Raw genomic sequence first — 18,783 nt, forward strand, 5'->3', positions numbered from 1 at the left:
ATGGCAAAAGGTAAATTTGAGCGCACGAAGCCGCACGTAAACGTAGGGACAATCGGTCACGTTGACCACGGCAAAACCACTCTGACCGCAGCGCTGACTGTTGTGCAGTCCCGCAAGTTCGGTGGTGAAGCCAAAGCATACGACCAGATCGACGCAGCACCAGAAGAAAAGGCACGTGGTATCACTATCTCCACTGCTCACGTTGAATACGAATCTGACAATCGCCACTACGCACACGTAGACTGCCCAGGGCACGCTGACTATGTAAAAAACATGATCACTGGTGCAGCGCAAATGGACGGCGCCATTCTGGTATGTTCCGCTGCTGACGGCCCAATGCCGCAGACCCGTGAACACATCCTGTTGTCTCGTCAGGTAGGTGTACCTTACATCGTTGTTTACATGAACAAGTGTGATCTGGTTGATGACGAAGAGCTGCTGGAACTGGTTGAAATGGAACTGCGTGAGCTGCTCTCCAGCTATGACTTCCCTGGTGACGACACCCCAATCATCAAGGGTTCTGCCCGTGCAGCCTTGGAGGGTGATCAATCCGAGATCGGCGAGCCATCCATCGCCCGCCTGATTGATGCGCTGGACAGCTACATCCCTGAGCCAGAACGCGCGGTTGACGGCACTTTCCTGATGCCGGTAGAAGACGTATTCTCCATCTCCGGTCGTGGTACTGTCGTAACAGGTCGTATCGAGCGTGGTGTTATTAAAGTTGGTGAGTCCATCGAAATCGTTGGTATCCGTGCCAGCCAAACCACCACTGTTACCGGCGTGGAAATGTTCCGCAAGCTGCTTGATCAAGGTATGGCAGGTGACAACGTAGGTCTGTTGCTGCGCGGTACCAAACGTGACGACGTAGAACGTGGTCAAGTACTGTGCAAGCCAGGCTCCATCAAGCCGCACACCAAATTTGAAGCAGAAATTTACGTTCTGTCCAAGGAAGAAGGTGGTCGTCACACCCCGTTCTTCAAAGGCTACCGTCCACAATTCTACTTCCGTACCACCGACGTAACAGGCGCTTGCGACCTGCCGGAAGGTGTGGAAATGGTAATGCCGGGCGATAACGTCAAGCTGGTTGTCAGTCTGATTAACCCGATCGCGATGGAAGAAGGTCTGCGCTTCGCCATCCGTGAAGGTGGTCGTACTGTTGGTGCCGGTGTTGTTGCTAAAATCATTGAGTAATAGTTATGTCTGATCAAAGAATCCGTATTCGCCTGAAAGCCTTCGATCATCGCCTGATCGACCGCTCTGCGACTGAAATCGTCGAGACAGCCAAACGCACTGGTGCTCGTGTCAAGGGGCCAATTCCCCTGCCTACACGCACTGAGCGCTACACAGTGCTGATTTCCCCGCATGTCAACAAGGATGCGCGTGACCAGTACGAAATCCGTACCTACAAGCGTCTGATGGACATCATTGACCCAACAGACAAAACGGTCGACGCCCTGATGAAGCTGGATTTGGCGGCAGGTGTAGACGTACAGATCAAACTTAACTGATTTGTAAAAAAGTTCATAGACGGCGGAAAAAATTCTGCTATAATGCGCGGCTTTCCACGGCTCGACCTATGTCGAGCCGAGTTTTTCTAGAAGTACAGAATGAAAGTTGCTCGGTGTGAGTAATTCGAAGAGGTATGCAAATGGCAATCGGTCTGCTGGGTCGCAAAATCGGAATGACCCGGATATACGGTGAAGATGGTGGCTCCACTCCGGTCACTGTGCTTGAGATTGCGGCAAATCGTGTATCACAAGTCAAGACGCTAGAAACCGATGGTTATAACGCCATCCAGTTGTCTACAGGTGAGAAAAAATCTTCCCGCGTTTCCAAATCGGAAGCAGGTCATTTTGCTAAGGCGGGTGTGCCAGCAGGTACTGCTGTGCGTGAATCACGTGTGGGTGATGTGGCTGGTTACGAACCCGGTTCCGAGTTGACTGTAAGCATGTTTGAGGCGGGTCAGAAGGTTGATGTGACAGGCGTAAGCAAGGGTAAAGGCTTTGCAGGTGTCCTGAAGCGTTATCATTTTGCTGGTCAAGATCGCACGCATGGTAACTCTTTGTCGCACCGTGCGCCGGGTTCCATCGGTCAGAACCAGACTCCAGGTCGTGTATTCCCTGGTAAGAAAATGTCTGGTCATCTGGGGGCTGCTACCCGCACTTCCCAAAATCTGGAAGTGGTGCGTGTAGACACTGAACGCAATCTGTTGCTGGTTAAGGGCGCTGTTCCGGGCGCTACTAACGGCGATGTGGTTGTCAAGCTGTCAGTCAAGGCATAAGGATAACTGCAATGGAATTACAGATTGCAAATGGTGGGTCAGTCGCGGTAAGCGATGATGTATTTGCGCGTGACTTCAATGAAGGTCTGGTGCATCAGGCAGTGGTTGCTTATATGGCGGCTGGTCGTGCTGGAACCAAGGCGCAGAAAACACGTTCCGACGTTAGTGGTGGTGGCTCCAAGCCGTTCCGTCAAAAAGGTACCGGTCGCGCACGTGCTGGTAGTATCCGTAGCCCGCTGTGGCGCACGGGTGGTAAGTCTTTTGCTGCACGCCCACGCAGCTTCGAGCAGAAGCTGAACAAGAAAATGTACCGTGCAGCCATGCGCTCAATTTTCTCAGAGTTGGCACGTCAGGATCGTTTAGTGGTGGTGAATGACTTTGATGTCATGGAGCCAAAAACCAAAGCGATGGTGGCAAGATTGAAAGAATACGGTTCAAATGATGTGCTGCTGGTTTCCGATGTTGATGATGTCAATGTCCTGCTGGCATCGCGTAATATTCCGTATTGTGAGGTTGCAACAGTGGCTGGTTTGAACCCTGTTAGTCTGGTTGGGCATGAAAAAGTTGTCGTGACTGTGGCTGCGGTTGCAAAAATTCAGGAGTGGTTGGCATGAGTCAGGAACGTCTTTATCACGTTCTGGTTGCGCCTCGCGTAACAGAGAAAACAGTTGCGGCAGCAGAAAAAGGCAATCAGTACGTGTTCAAGGTTGTCAAGAATGCAACCAAACAAGAAATCAAGGATGCTGTCGAGGCTTTGTTTGAAGTCAAGGTTGACAAGGTTCGTACCATCAACATGAAAGGCAAGCAGAAAAACTTCGGTCGTCGTAGCGGTCAACGCAATGACTGGAAAAAGGCTTATGTAAGCCTGGCGGAAGGTTTCTCTCTGGATGCGGCAGCGGAATAAGGTAAGGGTGAATCATGGCAGTCGTTAAGGCAAAACCAACCTCTCCCGGTCGTCGTTTCCAGGTCAAGGTTGTCAACAAAGAGTTGCACAAAGGCGCACCTTGGAAAGGTCTGGTAGAGAGCCAGCGCAAGAGCGGTGGTCGTAACAATACTGGTCGCATTACTACCCGTCATGTGGGTGGTGGTCATCGCCAGCATTATCGTATCGTTGACTTCAAACGTCGCAAGGATGATGTTCCAGCTCGTGTTGAGCGTTTGGAGTATGATCCAAATCGTAGCGCAAACATTGCTCTGTTGCTGTATGCGGATGGTGAGCGTCGTTATATCATTGCGCCAAAAGGTTTGAGCGCAGGTATGGAAGTGATTTCCGGAATTCATGCGCCCATCGCTGTTGGCAATAGCTTGCCAATGCGTAATATCCCGGTCGGTACAGTGATTCACTGCATTGAAATGCGACCTGGTAAAGGTGCGCAGTTGGCGCGTAGTGCTGGTGCTTCCGTGCAATTGGTTGCTCGTGAGGGTGCTCATGCAACTATTCGTCTGCGTTCTGGGGAAATGCGTAAAGTGCCGATCGACTGTCGCGCAACCATCGGTGAGGTGGGTAACTCAGAGCATGGCTTAATCAAGCTGGGTAAGGCTGGTGCAAAACGCTGGCGTGGTGTTCGCCCAACGGTGCGTGGTGTGGTCATGAACCCGGTCGATCACCCGCACGGTGGTGGTGAAGGTCGTACCTCTGGTGGTCGTCATCCAGTAACACCTTGGGGTGTTCCAACCAAGGGTTACAAGACTCGTAGTAACAAGCGTACTGACAAGATGATTGTCCGTCGCCGGAACAAAAAGTAAGAGGATTAGACAGTGCCGCGTTCACTAAAAAAAGGTCCTTTCGTCGACCATCACCTGATTAAGAAGGTCGAAACTGCCAAGGCGAGTAATGACCGTCGTCCTATCAAAACATGGTCGCGACGTTCTGTGGTTCTGCCAGAAATGATTGGTTTGACACTCGCAGTTCATAATGGCAAGCAGCATGTTCCGGTGCTGGTTAATGAAAATATGGTAGGCCACAAGCTGGGTGAGTTTGCACTGACCCGTTCTTACCGTGGTCACGTTGCTGACAAGAAGTCAAAGTAAGAGGTAGAGATGGAAGTTGCAGCTAAATTGCGCTTTGCGCGTATTTCTCCTCAGAAATGTCGCTTGGTTGCTGATCAGGTTCGTGGTTTGCCAGTTGATAAGGCTTTGAATATCTTGGCGTTCAGCCCTAAGAAGGGGGCAGCTATGGTCAAGAAAGTTCTGGAATCTGCCATTGCCAATGCAGAACATAACGAAGGCGCGGATGTTGATGAATTGTGTGTCAAGACAATCTTTGTTGATCAAGGGCCTACGATGAAGCGTATCATGCCGCGTGCTAAGGGACGTGCTAACCGCATCCTGAAGCGTACCAGTCACATTACCGTCGCTGTTGGCGAGAAATAAGGTTTTAGTATGGGTCAGAAAGTACATCCAACCGGTATCCGTCTTGGTATCGCCGCTGATTGGCGCTCCAAGTGGTACGCTGAAGGCAAGGACTATGCCGATTTCCTGTATAAAGATCTGGAAGTGCGGTCATTCCTGAAGAAGAAGCTGAAAGAGGCTTCCGTCAGTCGCATCCAGATTGAGCGCCCTGCCAAGTCCGCTTTCATTACCATTCACACTGCTCGTCCAGGTGTGGTGATTGGCAAAAAAGGCGAAGATATTGAGAAACTGCGTGCAGAAACGGCTGCCAAGCTGGGATTGCATGTCAACAATGTAAAGCTCAATATTGAAGAAATCCGCAAGCCGGAACTGGATTCACAATTGGTGGCGGAAAGTATCGCCAGCCAGCTTGAGCGTCGCATCATGTTCCGTCGTGCCATGAAGCGTGCGGTCAGTAATGCAATGCGTCTGGGTGCGTTGGGTGTAAAAGTAAGTGTCGCAGGTCGTCTGAACGGTGCTGAGATTGCCCGTACAGAATGGTATCGCGAAGGTCGTGTTCCGCTTCATACGCTGCGTGCCGACATCGACTACGCAACTGCTGAAGCGTTGACTACTTACGGCATCATTGGCGTAAAAGTCTGGATCTACAAAGGCGAAGTCTTCGATCTGGAGCAAAAACAGCAAGCTGGCCAGAATCAGGGTCAGGCCAGAAAGAAGAAGTGATAGAGGTTTGAGATGTTACAACCCAAGAGAACCAAATTCCGCAAGCAGTTTAAAGGCCGCAACCGTGGTCTGGCGCTGGCAGGAAGCAAAGTCAGTTTCGGCGATTTTGGCCTGAAAACGACTGAACGTGGTCGTCTGACTGCGCGTCAGATTGAGTCTGCACGTCGTGCGATTAACCGTTATGTCCGTCGTGGCGGTAAAATCTGGATTCGCGTATTCCCTGACAAGCCAATTAGCAAAAAGCCGTTGGAAGTCCGTCAAGGTAAAGGTAAAGGGAACGTTGAATACTGGGTGGCGCTGGTTCAGCCTGGCAAGGTTCTCTACGAAATTGAAGGTGTGGCAGAAGAGATTGCACGTGAGGCGTTCCGTCTTGCTGCTGCCAAGCTGCCGGTGAAGACTACATTTGTTTCCCGTCAGGTGATGTGATGAAAGCAGCAGAACTCAAGCAAAAGTCAGCTACCGAACTCAAGGCCGAGTTGGTTGAAAACCTGAAAGAGCAGTTTAAACTGCGTATGCAAAAGGCTGCTGGTCAGTTGTCACGTCCTTCTGAAGTGAAGCGTGTACGCCGTCAGATTGCCAGAATCAAGACAGTGCTTGCGGAAAAGCAGGCGGCAGGTGAATAACGATGAGCATGAATGAAGAAGGCAAAGTTGAACGCAGTCTGATGGGGCGTGTTGTCAGCAACAAGATGGACAAGTCCATTGTTGTGCTGATGGAGCGTCAGGTTAAGCATCCAATGTATGGTAAGTTTATCAAGCGTTCCAAAAAATATCATGTTCACGATGAAAACAATGAATGCCGTGAAGGTGATACCGTATTGTTCAAGGAATGCCGTCCTTTGTCCAAGACAAAGCACTGGACTTTGATCAAAATTGTTGAACGTGCTCCAGAGCAGGCATAAAGGGACGGAAACATACAATGATCCAGATGCAATCCATTCTGCAAGTTGCAGATAACAGTGGTGCCAAGAAAGTTATGTGCATCAAGGTTCTGGGTGGCTCTCACCGTCGTTATGCCAACATTGGCGACGTTATCAAGGTGAGCATCAAGGACGCCATCCCACGTGGTAAAGTCAAGAAAGGCGATGTTTACAACGCTGTTATCGTGCGTACTGCTCATGGCATCCGTCGTAATGATGGTTCCAAAATCCGTTTTGACAACAATGCTGCTGTGTTGTTGAACAATAAACTGGATCCTATTGGAACTCGTATTTTTGGACCTGTCACCCGTGAGCTGCGTGGTGAGAAGTTCATGAAGATTATTTCTCTGGCACCTGAAGTGCTGTAAGACTGCAACGACAGGAATAGGTGACAAAATGCGCAAGATTCGCAGTAATGACGAAGTAGTCGTCATCACCGGCAAAGATAAAGGCCGTCGTGGCAAGATCATGCAGGTGTTGGCAGAAGGTAAAGTTTTGGTGCAAGGCGTTAACCGTGTTAAAAAACACGTTAAGCCAAACCCAAATGCAGGTGTTCAGGGTGGCATTGTCGAAAAGGAAATGCCGATGGATGCCTCTAATGTGATGCTGGTCAACCCTGCTACTGGTAAGGGCGACCGCGTTGGATTCAAGCTCCTGGAAGATGGCAAGAAAATCCGTGTCTTCAAATCCAATGGTGAGCGCGTAGACGCTTAAGGTGTAAAATGGCAAGACTGCAACAGTACTACCGAGATACTGTCGTCAAGGAATTGACTGACAAGTTTCAGTACAAAAACGTAATGGAAGTCCCGAAGCTAGTGAAAATCAGCCTGAACATGGGTTTGGGTGAGGCTGTCGGTGACAAGAAAATCATTGAACATGCCACAGGCGATATGGCGAAAATTGCAGGTCAAAAACCTGTTGTTACCCTGAGCCGCAAATCTGTTGCAGGTTTCAAAATCCGTGATGGTTGGCCGATCGGTTGCATGGTCACTTTGCGCGGCGAAAAGATGTATGAATTTCTGGATCGTTTGGTCAATATCTCCATTCCACGTATCCGTGACTTCCGTGGTCTGAATGCGCGTGCATTCGATGGTCGTGGTAACTACAACATGGGGATCAAGGAACAGATCATCTTCCCGGAAATCGAGTACGACAAAATTGATGCGTTGCGTGGCATGAATATTACGATTGCTACCACTGCACGCACTGACGCAGAAGGGCGGGCGCTGCTGGAAGCGTTCAAGTTCCCTTTCAGACAGCAGTAAGAGGAAAAAGATCTAATGGCAAAGAAATCCATGATCGCCCGTGAAGCACGCCGCACTGCTGCTGTTGCCAAATATGCAGCCAAGCGTGATGCACTGAAAGCTACGATTAGCAATCCTGAGAGCTCCTATGAAGCTGTGCTGGATGCTGTAGAGAAGCTGCAAAAAATGCCACGCGACAGCAGCCCGGTTCGCCAAATGACCCGTTGTAACTTGACTGGTCGTCCGCACGCCGTTTACCGCAAGTTCGGTCTGTGCCGTAATAAGCTGCGTGAAGCAGCCATGCGTGGTGATGTTCCTGGTTTAACCAAGGCTAGCTGGTAAGGGAGAGAAACAAAATGAGCATGAGTGATCCTATCGCTGATATGCTGACACGCATCCGCAATGGTCAGTTGGCAAGCAAGGCGAGTGTGACTTTCCCTGCCTCCAAGCAGAAAAAAGCCATTCTGGAAGTGCTGCAAGGTGAAGGCTATATCGCTGGTTTTGATGCTGGTGATGCTGAAGGCAAACCTGTCTTGACTGTAAAGCTGAAATATTTCCAGGGTAAGCCTGTTATCAGTAAAGTCAAACGTGTTAGCCGTCCTGGTTTGCGTATTTTCCGTGGCAAAGATGAGCTGCCAACCGTCATGGGCGGTTACGGTATTGCCATCGTGTCTACTTCCAAAGGCGTCATGAGTGACCGCGCAGCCCGAGCAGAAGGTCAGGGTGGCGAAGTCATTTGCACGGTTGAATAAGGGCAGGCTTCAAGATGTCAAGAATTGCAAAGAAAGCGCTGGCTCTGCCGAAAGGTGTGGAAGTCAGCATTAATGGGCAAAGCCTGAAAGTCAAAGGCAGTAAAGGCAATTTTGAATTTACTGTACATGACGCTGTGGAAGTTGCTCAGGAAGACAATGTGCTAAAGTTCCGTTCACGGAATGAGTCTGACAGCAGCGGCTGGGCATTAGCAGGTACAACCCGCGCACTTGCCAGTAATATGGTAAAAGGCGTCAGTGAAGGTTTTGAAAAAAAGCTGCAATTGGTCGGTGTTGGTTATCGTGCTCAAGCACAAGGTGGCAAGCTGAATCTGAGTTTGGGTTATTCCCATCCAGTAGTATATGAGATGCCAGAGGGTGTGACTGTCGAAACCCCAAGCCAGACAGAAATCATCATTCGTGGTATTGACAAGCAAAAGATTGGTCAGGTTGCCGCAGAGGTTCGCGCTTACCGCCCACCAGAGCCTTACAAAGGCAAGGGTGTGAAGTATGCCGACGAAACTATCTTGCGCAAAGAGACCAAGAAGAAGAAGTAAGGTGGCATAGTATGGACAAACAAGTATCCCGTATCCGCCGTGGCAAACGCGCTCGTATGAAAATGCGTGAGTTGCGTGTAAACCGTTTGAGCGTCCACCGTACTTCCCTGCATATCTATGCACAGGTAGTGACTGCTGATGGTTCTCAGGTTCTGGCTTCAGCTTCCTCGCTGGATAAGGATCTGCGTGCCAGTCTGGATTACACAGGCAATGTTGAGGCTGCAGCCGCAGTCGGCAAACTGGTTGCAGAGCGTGCGCTGGCAAAAGGTATTGATTCCGTTGCTTTTGATCGCTCCGGTTTTAAATATCATGGTCGTATCAAGGCGCTGGCAGATGGCGCTCGTGAAGCCGGTCTGAAATTCTAAGGATTAATCCAATGGCAAAGGCAGAAAATACAGCAGCACCATCTGACGGTTTGCAGGAAAAGTTGGTTCAAGTGAACCGCGTTGCCAAAACTGTGAAAGGTGGTCGTATCATGAGCTTCACCGCGTTAACTGTGGTGGGTGATGGTAATGGTCGTGTTGGTTTCGGTTACGGCAAAGCCCGTGAAGTACCAGCAGCCATCCAGAAAGCAATGGATCAGGCGCGTCGCAGCATGGTCAATGTTTCTCTGGTGGATGGCACACTGCAATATCCAATCAAGTATGAACAGGGCGCTGCCCGTGTCTATCTGCAACCGGCCTCTGAAGGTACCGGTGTTATCGCAGGTGGCGCAATGCGTGCTGTTTTGGAGGTTGCTGGTGTGCGTAACGTACTTTCCAAGTGCATGGGAACTCGCAACGCAGGTAATGTCGTGCGTGCAACCATTGCAGCCCTCGGATCCATGCAGGCTCCTGAAATGATCGCTGCCAAGCGTGGCAAAACTGTTGACCAAATCAAAGGGTAAGATATGACTTCCGCGAAACAGCTCAAACTGACGTTGGTGCGCAGTCTGAATGGCCGCCTGAAGAGTCATCAGCAGTGTGCACGTGGTCTTGGTATCCGCAAGATCAACAATCCGGTGACTGTGGTTGATACCCCGGAAAACCGTGGCATGATCAACAAGATTTCCTACATGCTGAAGGTTGAGGAAGCTTAAGATGAAATTGAACACGCTACAACCTGATATTGGTAGCCGCCCTTCCCGTACCCGTGTAGGTCGTGGTATTGGTTCCGGTCTGGGTAAGACCGCTGGTCGTGGTCATAAAGGCCAGAAAGCTCGTAAAGGTGGTTTTCATCAGCGTAAAGGTTTTGAAGGCGGTCAGATGCCAATGCATCGCCGTTTGCCAAAATTCGGTTTTACTTCGCGTATCGGTCGCCGTACTGAAGAAGTTCGCCTGAGTGAACTGGCTAAAGTTGCAGGTGACATCGTCGATATGCTGAGCCTGAAAGCTGCCAATGTAATCGACGCGCAAGCTTTGCAAGCCAAAATCATTCTGTCAGGCACAGTCGATAAAGCTGTTACTGTCAAGGGTGTCGGCGTGACCAAAGGTGCACGTGCGGCTATCGAAGCAGCGGGCGGCAAGGTCGAAGAATAACGGACAATAAATATGCGCAAGAACCCGACAGGTTCCCTTGGGGGCTTTGGAAATATGGTTGAGATTCGCCAGCGGTTGGTTTTCGTACTGCTGGCGTTAATCGTTTACCGGATAGGTACTTACATTCCCGTGCCTGGTGTTAATCCTGCGGCAATGGCGCAGTTCTTTGACCAGAACAACGGTACTATCCTTGGCGTTTTCAACATGTTTTCGGGTGGTGCGCTGGAACGTCTAAGCGTGTTTGCGTTAGGCATCATGCCGTATATTTCTGCTTCCATCATTATTCAGTTGATGGCTACCGTTCTGCCTTCGCTTGAGCAGCTAAAGAAGGAAGGGGAATCTGGGCGTCGTAAGATTACACAATATACCCGTTACGGAACTGTGGTATTGGCACTCTTTCAGAGTGTTGGTGTGGCCATTGCGTTAGGTGGTCAGGATATTGGTGGTGGTCAAACGATTGCCCTGAATCCGGGAGTCAGCTTCATCATCACTACGGTTGTGACGTTGGTGACGGGTACGTTGTTCCTGATGTGGCTGGGTGAGCAAATTACTGAGCGTGGTATTGGTAATGGCATTTCCCTGATCATTTTTGCTGGTATCGTGGCGGGATTGCCAGCGGCTGTCGGTGGAACGCTGGAGTTAGCAAATACGGGCGAACTGTCTCCTTTCCTCGTCATTGTTTTGATATTGCTGGTTCTGTTGGTGACTGCGTTTGTTATTTTTGTTGAGCGTGGTCAGCGTCGCATTACAGTCAACTATGCCAATCGCCAGCAAGGTCGCAAGATGATGATGGGACAGTCCAGTCATTTGCCGCTGAAATTGAATATGGCTGGTGTTATTCCGCCTATCTTCGCCTCTAGCATTATTCTGTTTCCGGCAACACTGGGGCAGTGGTTTGGTCAGGCAGACGGTATGGGCTGGTTGCAGGATTTCTTCAACATGTTGCAGCCTGGGCAGCCGCTGTATGTGTTGTTGTATGCCATTGCTATTGTATTTTTCTGTTTCTTCTATACGGCTCTGGTGTTTAACTCGCGTGAAACAGCCGATAATCTGAAAAAAGCGGGGGCGTTTATTCCAGGTATCCGTCCAGGTGAACAGACATCTCGGTACATTGATGGCGTAATGACCCGTCTGACTGGTGTTGGTGCTGTTTATATTACGCTGGTTTGCTTGCTGCCAGAGTTTTTGATCCTGTGGTTCAATGTGCCGTTTTATTTTGGTGGCACTTCGTTGTTGATCATCGTGGTCGTTGTCATGGATTTCCTGTCACAGTTACAGGCTCACATGATGTCGCACCAGTATGAGGGCTTGATGAAAAAAGCCAACTTCAAAGCGCAGACACGCCCAGGCACAGTGCGCTGATTTGATTACTTCCAAGAGGTTTTTATCATGAAGGTTCGTGCTTCAGTTAAAAAATTGTGCCGCAACTGCCGTGTTGTTCGCAGAAATGGCGTTGTACGCATCATCTGCTCTGATCCGCGCCACAAGCAACGTCAGGGTTGATTTTCTTGTGCTGCCTCGGGCAGTAGGCAAGAGACCAGAAAACCTCTGCTCAGGCAGGGGTTATTTGTTGATAATTGAAAGAGGTTCCGGCATAATCGCCGGTTTTCCCGGTAGTCTGGAGAGATTTTAATGGCTCGTATTGCGGGTATCAATCTTCCTGTCAACAAGCACGTGATTATTGGTCTGACAGCCATCTATGGTATTGGTCCTTCCCGTGCTGCGGATATTTGCAAGGCTGCGGACATCGTACCTAGCACCAAGATTCGTGAGCTGACAGAAGAGCAAGTTGAGCGCGTCCGTCTTGAAGTAGGCAAGTTCCTGGTTGAAGGCGATCTGCGTCGTGAAATTTCCATGAGCATCAAGCGCTTGATGGATATGGGTTGCTATCGTGGCATCCGCCACAGACGTGGTTTGCCTCTGCGTGGTCAGCGTACTAAAACCAACGCACGCACCCGTAAAGGTCCTCGTCGTCCTATTCGTAAATAAGAGATTGCAGGTAGAGTAAGTAATGGCAAGACAGCCTAGAAAAGGTGCAACTGTTAACCTTCGCAAGAAGGTCAAGAAAACTGTCACTGACGGTGTTGCACACATCCATGCATCATTCAACAACACTATCGTAACCATTACCGACCGCCAAGGTAATGCCCTTGCTTGGGCTACTTCTGGTGGTTCCGGTTTCCGTGGTTCGCGTAAAAGTACCCCGTTTGCAGCACAGGTTGCTGCCGAGCGTGCGGGTAACGCAGCTAAAGATTATGGCTTGAAAAACCTTGATGTCGAAGTCAAGGGTCCTGGTCCTGGTCGTGAGTCTGCCGTCCGTGCGCTGAATAGCGTCGGTTTCAAGATCAATACTATTGTGGATGTGACGCCTATCCCGCATAACGGCTGCCGTCCACCCAAGAAACGTCGTGTGTAACGGGAGATAGGATAGTCATGGCACGTTATATTGGCCCTACCTGTAAATTAAGTAGACGTGAAGGTACTGACCTTTACCTCAAAAGCCGTGGTGTTTCTCTGGAAAAGAAATGCAAACTGGACAAAGCTCCAGGGCAGCACGGTGAAAACAAGGCACGCTTGTCCGACTACGGCGTGCAGTTGCGTGAAAAACAGAAAGTTCGCCGTATTTATGGCATTCTGGAACGTCAATTCCGTAACTATTTTAAAGAAGCAGCACGTCGTAAGGGTTCCACTGGTGAAAACCTGCTGCAATTGCTGGAATGCCGTTTGGACAACGTTGTTTACCGCATGGGTTACGGTTCTACCCGTGCTGAAGCCCGCCAGTTGGTAAGCCACAAAGCTATCACGGTTAACGGTCAGAGCGTTAATATCCCGTCTTATCAGGTTAAGGCTGGTGATGTGGTTGCTGTCCGTGAAAAATCCAAAAAGCAAACCCGGATTCAGGATTCCGTCACTGTTGCTGAGCAACTGGGATTCCCTGCTTGGGTTGAAGTGGATGCCAAAGCATTGCAAGGTACTTTCAAGTCTGTACCAGACCGTAGTGATCTGCCGTCCGAAATCAATGAATCACTGATTGTGGAATTGTATTCCAAGTAATCACTGATCAGCTTCGAGAGAACAATATGACCTCGAAAACAACAGAATTGCTGAAGCCCCGCAATGTCCATGTGCAAGAGGCAGGTCTAAACACCTACCGTATCACACTGGAGCCATTGGAACGCGGTTTCGGTCATACATTGGGCAATGCCTTGCGCCGTATTCTGCTGTCTTCCATTCCGGGAAGTGCAGTGACAGAGGTGCAGATTGCCGGTGTTGTGCATGAATACACCAGTATCGAAGGTGTACAGGAAGATGTGGTTGAGATTCTGCTGAATCTCAAAAACCTTGCTATCCGTTTGAATGCGCGTGACGAAGCGACCCTGACCCTGAAAAAGAAAGGCAAAGGTGTTGTAACGGCTGCTGACATTGAGCTGGATCATGATGTTGACATCATCAATCCAGAGCATGTCATTGCGCATGTCACCAAGGATGACACCGAGCTGGAGATGAGCCTGACCATTACTCGTGGTCGTGGGTATCAACCAGCTTCTGTGCGCCGTGGGCCGGATTCACCTGAGCTGCCGTTAGGTACTCTGGTGCTGGATGCCAGTTATAGCCCAATTACCCGTGTTGCCTACAATGTAGACAGTGCGCGTGTAGAGCAACGCACTGACATGGACAAGCTGGTGCTGGAAGTCCAGACCAATGGTTCTATCAATGCGGAAGAAGCTATCGGCATGGCTGCGCAGATTCTGCAACAGCAGTTGGCGGTCTTTTTCGATCTGCGTATCGAAGAGCCTGTGCGCCGTGAAGAAGAACAGCCGGAAATCGACCCGATCCTGTTGCGTCCGGTCGACGATCTGGAGTTGACTGTACGTTCAGCCAACTGCCTGAAAGCCGAGAACCTGTTCTATATCGGTGATTTGGTGCAACGGACAGAAACCGAACTGCTCAAAACACCGAATCTGGGCAAAAAGTCCCTGACTGAAATCAAAGATGTGCTGGCACAACATGGTCTGACTTTGGGCACAAAGCTGGACAACTGGCCGCCTGCGGGTTTGGATCATCGTGATAGCAAAGTGGGTTAACCACGGGTTTTGAAGGATATAGAAGATGCGTCATCGTAATACTGGTCGTCAATTGAGCCGTAACAGCAGTCACCGCAAAGCCCTGCTGCAAAGTCTGACCAACTCACTGATCCGCTATGAAGCGATCAAGACAACCCTGCCAAAGGCGAAAGAACTGCGCCGTGTTGCAGAGCCGCTCATCACTCGTGCGAAAGAGGATTCTGTCCACAATCGCCGTATTGCGTTCTCCCGTCTGCGTGACCGTGAGATTGTGACCAAGCTGTTTACAGAAATTGGTCCACGTTTCAAGGGACGCCCAGGTGGCTATCTGCGTATCATCAAGTGCGGTTTCCGTGCTGGTGACAATGCGCCAATGGCGTATGTTGCCTTGGTTGATGACGCAGAAGGTGCTCAGGCTGCTGCTGAATAAACAGCGTGATTCCGTATCAGCAGGAAGGTCGACAAATGTCGGCCTTTTTGCGTTTGGTCAAGTTGCTTTATATCATTGCAATATCGGCTGGGTAGCGTAGGCTGCACGCTTTTTTGATGGAGCATTCCTGATGCAGGATAATCAACAAGTTGTCTCCGCTGATAGCGCCCGTAAAATGGCGAAGATATTCTATTACGGCAATATCCTGTCCGTGCTGATTCCATTTCCGGTGTTTATCCTCTGGTTTGGGGCTGGCATACTGGTCTATGCGATGTTCCGCCATCATCCCAATCCACGAGTGGGCTATTTTACGCAGATAGCTGCTTACCAGTATTATGGTCTGGCTGGTGGTCTGGTTCCCATACTCACCTTTGCACCGGGTGACTTTTTTGTAAACTGGTGGTGGGCACTGTGGATACTCTGTGCTGCCATTTTGCTGCCGCTTTCCGTTCGCCAGATCATGCGAGTCAATCGTGAAGTCTGGCAAGATACCGCCAAATCCCATTGAGGAGTGGACAATGTCCGAATTACGTCATGACTGGCGCATCGAAGAAGTCAATGCGCTGTTGGCGATGCCATTCAGTGACCTGATGTTTCAGGCTCATCAGATTCACCGCGAAAATTTTCCAGCCAATCAGGTGCAGATTAGTACCCTGCTGAGTATCAAGACCGGTGCTTGTCCTGAGGATTGTGGTTATTGTTCACAAAGTGCCAAACACGACACTTCGCTGGAGCGGGAAACCCTGTTGCCTTTGCAGGAAGTGGTAGATGCTGCCAAAGAAGCGCAGACCAATGGTGCAACCCGTTTTTGCATGGGGGCAGCCTGGCGTAACCCGACTGACAAGAACCTTGAGCGGGTCGTGGAAATGGTGCAGGCGGTCAAGGGTATGGGGATGGAAACCTGTGTCACGCTAGGTATGCTGACTGACCGGCAAGCCATTCGCCTGAAACAGGCAGGGCTGGATTACTACAACCATAATCTGGATACCTCGCCCGAATTCTACGGCAATGTCATTACCACCCGAACCTATCAGGATCGTTTGGATACACTGGACAATGTGCGTAATGCCGGGATCAATGTTTGCTGTGGGGGCATTCTGGGCATGGGCGAAACCCGTCTGGATCGTGCCCGCCTGTTGCAGCAATTGGCGAATATGAAGTTTCACCCCGAATCCGTGCCGATCAACGATCTGGTCAAGGTTGAAGGTACGCCCTTGTCAGGTGCTGCGAAACTTGATCCGTTCGAGTTTATTCGCACAGTAGCTGTGGCGCGAATCATGATGCCAAAATCTTACGTGCGCCTCTCCGCAGGTCGTACCGAGATGAGTGATGAAATGCAGGCATGGTGTTTCTTTGCGGGAGCCAATTCCATTTTCTACGGTGACAAACTGCTGACCACAGAAAACCCGGAAGAAAGCCACGACCAGCAACTGTTTGCGCGGTTGGGGCTGGAAGCAGAAGCAAGCCGTCCTGGCAGTACATTTTTGTGAGGTTAACGGATGCACTACCCACAACCCTTTGATGTCATCGTCATCGGCGGTGGACACGCCGGAACCGAAGCTGCGCTGGCCGCAGCGCGGATGGGTAGCCGCACCCTGTTACTGACCCACAATATCGAAACGGTCGGTGCAATGAGCTGTAATCCGGCGATTGGCGGCATCGGCAAAGGCCATCTGGTCAAGGAAGTGGATGCCCTCGGCGGGGCAATGGCACATGCCACTGACCGTGGCGGTATCCAGTTTCGTATACTCAATTCCAGCAAGGGTGCGGCAGTCCGCGCCACCCGTGCACAGGCTGATCGGGCACGCTACAAGGCCGCCATCCGTTCCATCGTCGAAAATCAGCCCAACCTGCAAGTTTTCCAGCAGGCGGTTGATGACCTGATGGTGGAAGGCGAGCGGGTCGTTGGGGTTGTTACCCAAATGGGGCTGCACTTTTCCGCCCGTGCGGTGGTACTGACCAGCGGAACCTTCTTGGGTGGCAAAATCCATATCGGCCTAAGCAACCATGCCGGGGGCAGGGCAGGCGACCCGCCGTCGATTGCGCTGGCGGAACGTTTGCGTGAACTGCCGTTCCGGGTCGACCGTCTCAAAACCGGCACGCCACCGCGCATTGATGCCCGTAGCATTGATTTCAGCAAGCTGGAAGCGCAACCGGGCGATACGCCCATGCCAGTGTTCTCGTTCCTCGGCAGCGTGGAAGAGCACCCGCAGCAAGTCGCTTGCCACATTACCTACACCAACCCGCAGACGCATGACATCATCCGTGGAGGGATGGATCGTTCGCCGATGTATACCGGTGTGATTGAGGGTATTGGTCCGCGTTACTGCCCATCAATTGAAGACAAGGTAGTGCGCTTTGCCGATCGCGAACGCCACCAGATTTTTCTCGAACCGGAAGGGTTGGATACGCACGAAGTTTACCCCAACGGCATTTCCACCAGTCTGCCGTTTGATGTGCAATACCATCTGGTGCGTTCGATGGCAGGGCTGGAAAACGCCCACATTACCCGCCCCGGTTACGCCATCGAATACGATTTCTTCGACCCACGTGACTTGAAACCGACCCTGGAAACCAAGGTGCTGCGTGGCTTGTTCTTCGCCGGGCAAATCAATGGCACGACTGGTTACGAGGAAGCCGCTGCCCAAGGCTTGCTGGCTGGCCTGAATGCCGGTTTGTATGTGCAGGAAAAAGAGGGCTGGTATCCGCTGCGTGACCAGGCTTATATCGGCGTGTTGGTTGATGACCTGATTACGCTGGGAACCAAAGAACCTTACCGCATGTTCACCAGCCGCGCTGAACACCGCCTGTTGTTGCGTGAAGACAATGCGGATTTGCGTCTGACCGAGCAAGGGCGTGAACTGGGTCTGGTGGATGATGCGCGTTGGGCGGCTTTCTGTGCAAAACGTGAAGCGATTGAGCTTGAGCAGCAGCGCCTGCGTTCCACTGTGCTGCATCCACACATGCTCAGCGCAGAAGACAGCCAGCGCGTATTTGGTGACGTGCTGACCCGTGAATACAAACTGCATGACTTGCTGCGTCGCCCCGGTGTGACTTACGCCGGTTTGACCAGCCTGCCTGTGGTAGGCAATCCGGTAGCAGATGAAAAAGTTGCCGAGCAGGTCGAAATCCAGTGTAAATACGCTGGTTACATAGGTCGTCAGCAGGAAGAAATCGACAAGCAGCGCCGCAACGAAGCAACCCGCCTGCCGGACTGGTTGGATTACGTGCAAGTACGAGGTTTATCCAACGAAGTGCGACAGAAACTGCAAACCCAGCGTCCTGCCACCATCGGGCAGGCACAGCGGATTCCGGGTGTGACCCCTGCTGCCATTTCCCTGCTGTTGGTGCATTTGAAAAAGAGGTTGGGATGAGGGGTATGGAACAGCAACTCCAGCACTACCTGCAACTGCTGCAACGCTGGAACAAGGTTTACAACCTGACGGCTGTGCGTGATCCTGCGCAGATGCAACTTCTGCATATCGACGATAGTCTCAGTGTTGCCTCTTTCATCCGGGGTGAAACCTGTCTGGACGTGGGGAGTGGGGCGGGCTTGCCGGGCATTCCGCTGGCGATCATTCAGCCGGAACGCCAGTTCACCCTGCTCGATACCAACGGCAAGAAAACCCGTTTCATGCAGCAGGCCGTGCTGGAACTGGGCTTGAAGAATGTGCAAGTGGTACAAACCCGCGTAGAAAGCTGGCAACCTGAGCATTGTTTCGACGCCATCATCAGCCGTGCTTTTGCTTCGCTGTATGATTTTGTGACCTTTACGGGCAAACATGCCTGTGAAAATGGTATCCTCTACGCCATGAAGGGGCGCTACCCTGAAACAGAGCTGGCAGAATTGCCCCAAGGCTGGAAACTGGTGGCGAAACATTCCCTGCACGTCGCCGGGCTGGAGGCAGAACGGCATCTGTTGGAATTACAGCAAGAATAGCGAGAAT

33 protein-coding genes are annotated in these 18,783 nt (G+C 51.1%); all 33 read left to right on the forward strand.

Annotation, left to right across the window (positions count from 1 at the left end):
• Entirely contained in the window at positions 1–1,191 is a 1,191-nt protein-coding gene (tuf, locus tag B2U47_RS10310; RefSeq protein WP_296679094.1) for an elongation factor Tu, read from the forward strand.
• Between the two features lie 5 nt (positions 1,192–1,196).
• Complete coding sequence (gene rpsJ / locus B2U47_RS10315) at positions 1,197–1,508, forward strand: 30S ribosomal protein S10 (RefSeq protein ID WP_002709721.1); 312 nt, start codon at positions 1,197–1,199, stop codon at positions 1,506–1,508.
• Positions 1,509–1,648: 140 nt separating this feature from the next.
• On the forward strand, positions 1,649–2,281 hold the full coding sequence (gene rplC / locus B2U47_RS10320; protein ID WP_296679087.1) for a 50S ribosomal protein L3: 633 nt from the start codon (positions 1,649–1,651) through the stop codon (positions 2,279–2,281).
• A gap of 11 nt (positions 2,282–2,292) precedes the next feature.
• Complete coding sequence (gene rplD, locus B2U47_RS10325; RefSeq protein WP_296679084.1) at positions 2,293–2,895, forward strand: 50S ribosomal protein L4; 603 nt, start codon at positions 2,293–2,295, stop codon at positions 2,893–2,895.
• The gene (rplW, locus tag B2U47_RS10330; RefSeq protein WP_296679082.1) at positions 2,892–3,185 is read left to right on the forward strand and encodes a 50S ribosomal protein L23; all 294 of its coding nucleotides are present in this window, start codon (positions 2,892–2,894) and stop codon (positions 3,183–3,185) included. Before rplD ends, rplW begins: the two co-directional genes overlap by 4 nt.
• Before the next feature lie 14 nt (positions 3,186–3,199).
• Positions 3,200–4,027 (forward strand): 50S ribosomal protein L2, encoded by an 828-nt coding sequence (rplB, locus tag B2U47_RS10335; RefSeq protein WP_296679080.1) that lies wholly within the window; start codon positions 3,200–3,202, stop codon positions 4,025–4,027.
• Positions 4,028–4,039: 12 nt separating this feature from the next.
• Positions 4,040–4,312, forward strand: a complete 273-nt coding sequence (gene rpsS, locus B2U47_RS10340) for a 30S ribosomal protein S19 (RefSeq protein ID WP_296679078.1) — start codon at positions 4,040–4,042, stop codon at positions 4,310–4,312.
• A gap of 9 nt (positions 4,313–4,321) precedes the next feature.
• Entirely contained in the window at positions 4,322–4,654 is a 333-nt protein-coding gene (gene rplV / locus B2U47_RS10345; protein WP_296679076.1) for a 50S ribosomal protein L22, read from the forward strand.
• Between the two features lie 9 nt (positions 4,655–4,663).
• Positions 4,664–5,356: a 30S ribosomal protein S3 gene (gene rpsC, locus B2U47_RS10350; RefSeq protein WP_296679075.1), complete on the forward strand. Its 693-nt coding sequence runs from the start codon at positions 4,664–4,666 to the stop codon at positions 5,354–5,356.
• Between the two features lie 12 nt (positions 5,357–5,368).
• Positions 5,369–5,782 carry a 50S ribosomal protein L16 gene (gene rplP / locus B2U47_RS10355; protein ID WP_296679073.1) on the forward strand — a complete coding sequence of 138 codons (414 nt, stop codon included), beginning with the start codon at positions 5,369–5,371 and terminating at the stop codon, positions 5,780–5,782.
• Positions 5,782–5,979 carry a 50S ribosomal protein L29 gene (rpmC, locus tag B2U47_RS10360; RefSeq protein ID WP_296679071.1) on the forward strand — a complete coding sequence of 66 codons (198 nt, stop codon included), beginning with the start codon at positions 5,782–5,784 and terminating at the stop codon, positions 5,977–5,979. Before rplP ends, rpmC begins: the two co-directional genes overlap by 1 nt.
• 8 nt (positions 5,980–5,987) lie before the next feature.
• Positions 5,988–6,257 (forward strand): 30S ribosomal protein S17, encoded by a 270-nt coding sequence (gene rpsQ, locus B2U47_RS10365; protein WP_296679797.1) that lies wholly within the window; start codon positions 5,988–5,990, stop codon positions 6,255–6,257.
• A 17-nt stretch (positions 6,258–6,274) separates the two neighbouring features.
• A complete protein-coding gene (gene rplN / locus B2U47_RS10370; protein ID WP_296679069.1) occupies positions 6,275–6,643 on the forward strand; it encodes a 50S ribosomal protein L14 in 369 nt (122 codons plus the stop codon).
• 28 nt (positions 6,644–6,671) lie between these two features.
• Positions 6,672–6,989 carry a 50S ribosomal protein L24 gene (rplX, locus tag B2U47_RS10375; protein ID WP_296679067.1) on the forward strand — a complete coding sequence of 106 codons (318 nt, stop codon included), beginning with the start codon at positions 6,672–6,674 and terminating at the stop codon, positions 6,987–6,989.
• An 8-nt stretch (positions 6,990–6,997) separates the two neighbouring features.
• Positions 6,998–7,540, forward strand: coding sequence for a 50S ribosomal protein L5 (gene rplE, locus B2U47_RS10380; protein WP_296679065.1), 543 nt, complete (start codon positions 6,998–7,000; stop codon positions 7,538–7,540).
• Positions 7,541–7,555: 15 nt separating this feature from the next.
• Positions 7,556–7,861, forward strand: a complete 306-nt coding sequence (gene rpsN / locus B2U47_RS10385; protein WP_296679063.1) for a 30S ribosomal protein S14 — start codon at positions 7,556–7,558, stop codon at positions 7,859–7,861.
• A gap of 14 nt (positions 7,862–7,875) precedes the next feature.
• Positions 7,876–8,271 (forward strand): 30S ribosomal protein S8, encoded by a 396-nt coding sequence (gene rpsH, locus B2U47_RS10390; RefSeq protein ID WP_296679061.1) that lies wholly within the window; start codon positions 7,876–7,878, stop codon positions 8,269–8,271.
• Between the two features lie 14 nt (positions 8,272–8,285).
• Positions 8,286–8,825, forward strand: coding sequence for a 50S ribosomal protein L6 (gene rplF / locus B2U47_RS10395; RefSeq protein ID WP_296679058.1), 540 nt, complete (start codon positions 8,286–8,288; stop codon positions 8,823–8,825).
• An 11-nt stretch (positions 8,826–8,836) separates the two neighbouring features.
• A complete protein-coding gene (gene rplR, locus B2U47_RS10400; protein ID WP_296679056.1) occupies positions 8,837–9,190 on the forward strand; it encodes a 50S ribosomal protein L18 in 354 nt (117 codons plus the stop codon).
• 11 nt (positions 9,191–9,201) lie between these two features.
• Positions 9,202–9,711: a 30S ribosomal protein S5 gene (rpsE, locus tag B2U47_RS10405; RefSeq protein WP_296679054.1), complete on the forward strand. Its 510-nt coding sequence runs from the start codon at positions 9,202–9,204 to the stop codon at positions 9,709–9,711.
• Between the two features lie 3 nt (positions 9,712–9,714).
• Positions 9,715–9,903: a 50S ribosomal protein L30 gene (gene rpmD, locus B2U47_RS10410; RefSeq protein WP_296679052.1), complete on the forward strand. Its 189-nt coding sequence runs from the start codon at positions 9,715–9,717 to the stop codon at positions 9,901–9,903.
• Position 9,904: 1 nt separating this feature from the next.
• Positions 9,905–10,342 (forward strand): 50S ribosomal protein L15, encoded by a 438-nt coding sequence (gene rplO / locus B2U47_RS10415; protein ID WP_296679050.1) that lies wholly within the window; start codon positions 9,905–9,907, stop codon positions 10,340–10,342.
• Positions 10,343–10,354: 12 nt separating this feature from the next.
• Positions 10,355–11,704 carry a preprotein translocase subunit SecY gene (gene secY / locus B2U47_RS10420; protein ID WP_296679048.1) on the forward strand — a complete coding sequence of 450 codons (1,350 nt, stop codon included), beginning with the start codon at positions 10,355–10,357 and terminating at the stop codon, positions 11,702–11,704.
• Positions 11,705–11,731: 27 nt separating this feature from the next.
• Complete coding sequence (gene rpmJ, locus B2U47_RS10425) at positions 11,732–11,845, forward strand: 50S ribosomal protein L36 (protein ID WP_296679046.1); 114 nt, start codon at positions 11,732–11,734, stop codon at positions 11,843–11,845.
• 129 nt (positions 11,846–11,974) lie between these two features.
• Positions 11,975–12,331 carry a 30S ribosomal protein S13 gene (gene rpsM, locus B2U47_RS10430; RefSeq protein WP_296679044.1) on the forward strand — a complete coding sequence of 119 codons (357 nt, stop codon included), beginning with the start codon at positions 11,975–11,977 and terminating at the stop codon, positions 12,329–12,331.
• A gap of 22 nt (positions 12,332–12,353) precedes the next feature.
• Positions 12,354–12,758: a 30S ribosomal protein S11 gene (gene rpsK / locus B2U47_RS10435; RefSeq protein WP_296679042.1), complete on the forward strand. Its 405-nt coding sequence runs from the start codon at positions 12,354–12,356 to the stop codon at positions 12,756–12,758.
• Positions 12,759–12,775: 17 nt separating this feature from the next.
• The gene (gene rpsD, locus B2U47_RS10440; protein WP_296679041.1) at positions 12,776–13,396 is read left to right on the forward strand and encodes a 30S ribosomal protein S4; all 621 of its coding nucleotides are present in this window, start codon (positions 12,776–12,778) and stop codon (positions 13,394–13,396) included.
• 26 nt (positions 13,397–13,422) lie between these two features.
• Positions 13,423–14,427, forward strand: coding sequence for a DNA-directed RNA polymerase subunit alpha (locus tag B2U47_RS10445; protein ID WP_296679039.1), 1,005 nt, complete (start codon positions 13,423–13,425; stop codon positions 14,425–14,427).
• Positions 14,428–14,452: 25 nt separating this feature from the next.
• Positions 14,453–14,836, forward strand: coding sequence for a 50S ribosomal protein L17 (rplQ, locus tag B2U47_RS10450; RefSeq protein WP_296679036.1), 384 nt, complete (start codon positions 14,453–14,455; stop codon positions 14,834–14,836).
• 130 nt (positions 14,837–14,966) lie between these two features.
• The gene (locus tag B2U47_RS10455; RefSeq protein WP_296679034.1) at positions 14,967–15,344 is read left to right on the forward strand and encodes a hypothetical protein; all 378 of its coding nucleotides are present in this window, start codon (positions 14,967–14,969) and stop codon (positions 15,342–15,344) included.
• Positions 15,345–15,354: 10 nt separating this feature from the next.
• Positions 15,355–16,326, forward strand: coding sequence for a biotin synthase BioB (gene bioB / locus B2U47_RS10460; RefSeq protein ID WP_296679031.1), 972 nt, complete (start codon positions 15,355–15,357; stop codon positions 16,324–16,326).
• A gap of 9 nt (positions 16,327–16,335) precedes the next feature.
• Complete coding sequence (gene mnmG, locus B2U47_RS10465) at positions 16,336–18,210, forward strand: tRNA uridine-5-carboxymethylaminomethyl(34) synthesis enzyme MnmG (protein ID WP_296679029.1); 1,875 nt, start codon at positions 16,336–16,338, stop codon at positions 18,208–18,210.
• A gap of 5 nt (positions 18,211–18,215) precedes the next feature.
• Positions 18,216–18,776 (forward strand): 16S rRNA (guanine(527)-N(7))-methyltransferase RsmG, encoded by a 561-nt coding sequence (gene rsmG, locus B2U47_RS10470; RefSeq protein ID WP_296679027.1) that lies wholly within the window; start codon positions 18,216–18,218, stop codon positions 18,774–18,776.
• Positions 18,777–18,783: the final 7 nt, after the last annotated feature.

The organism is Thiothrix sp. UBA5583 (genome assembly GCA_002425225.1).
GTDB classification, from domain to species: domain Bacteria; phylum Pseudomonadota; class Gammaproteobacteria; order Thiotrichales; family Thiotrichaceae; genus Thiothrix; species Thiothrix moscowensis.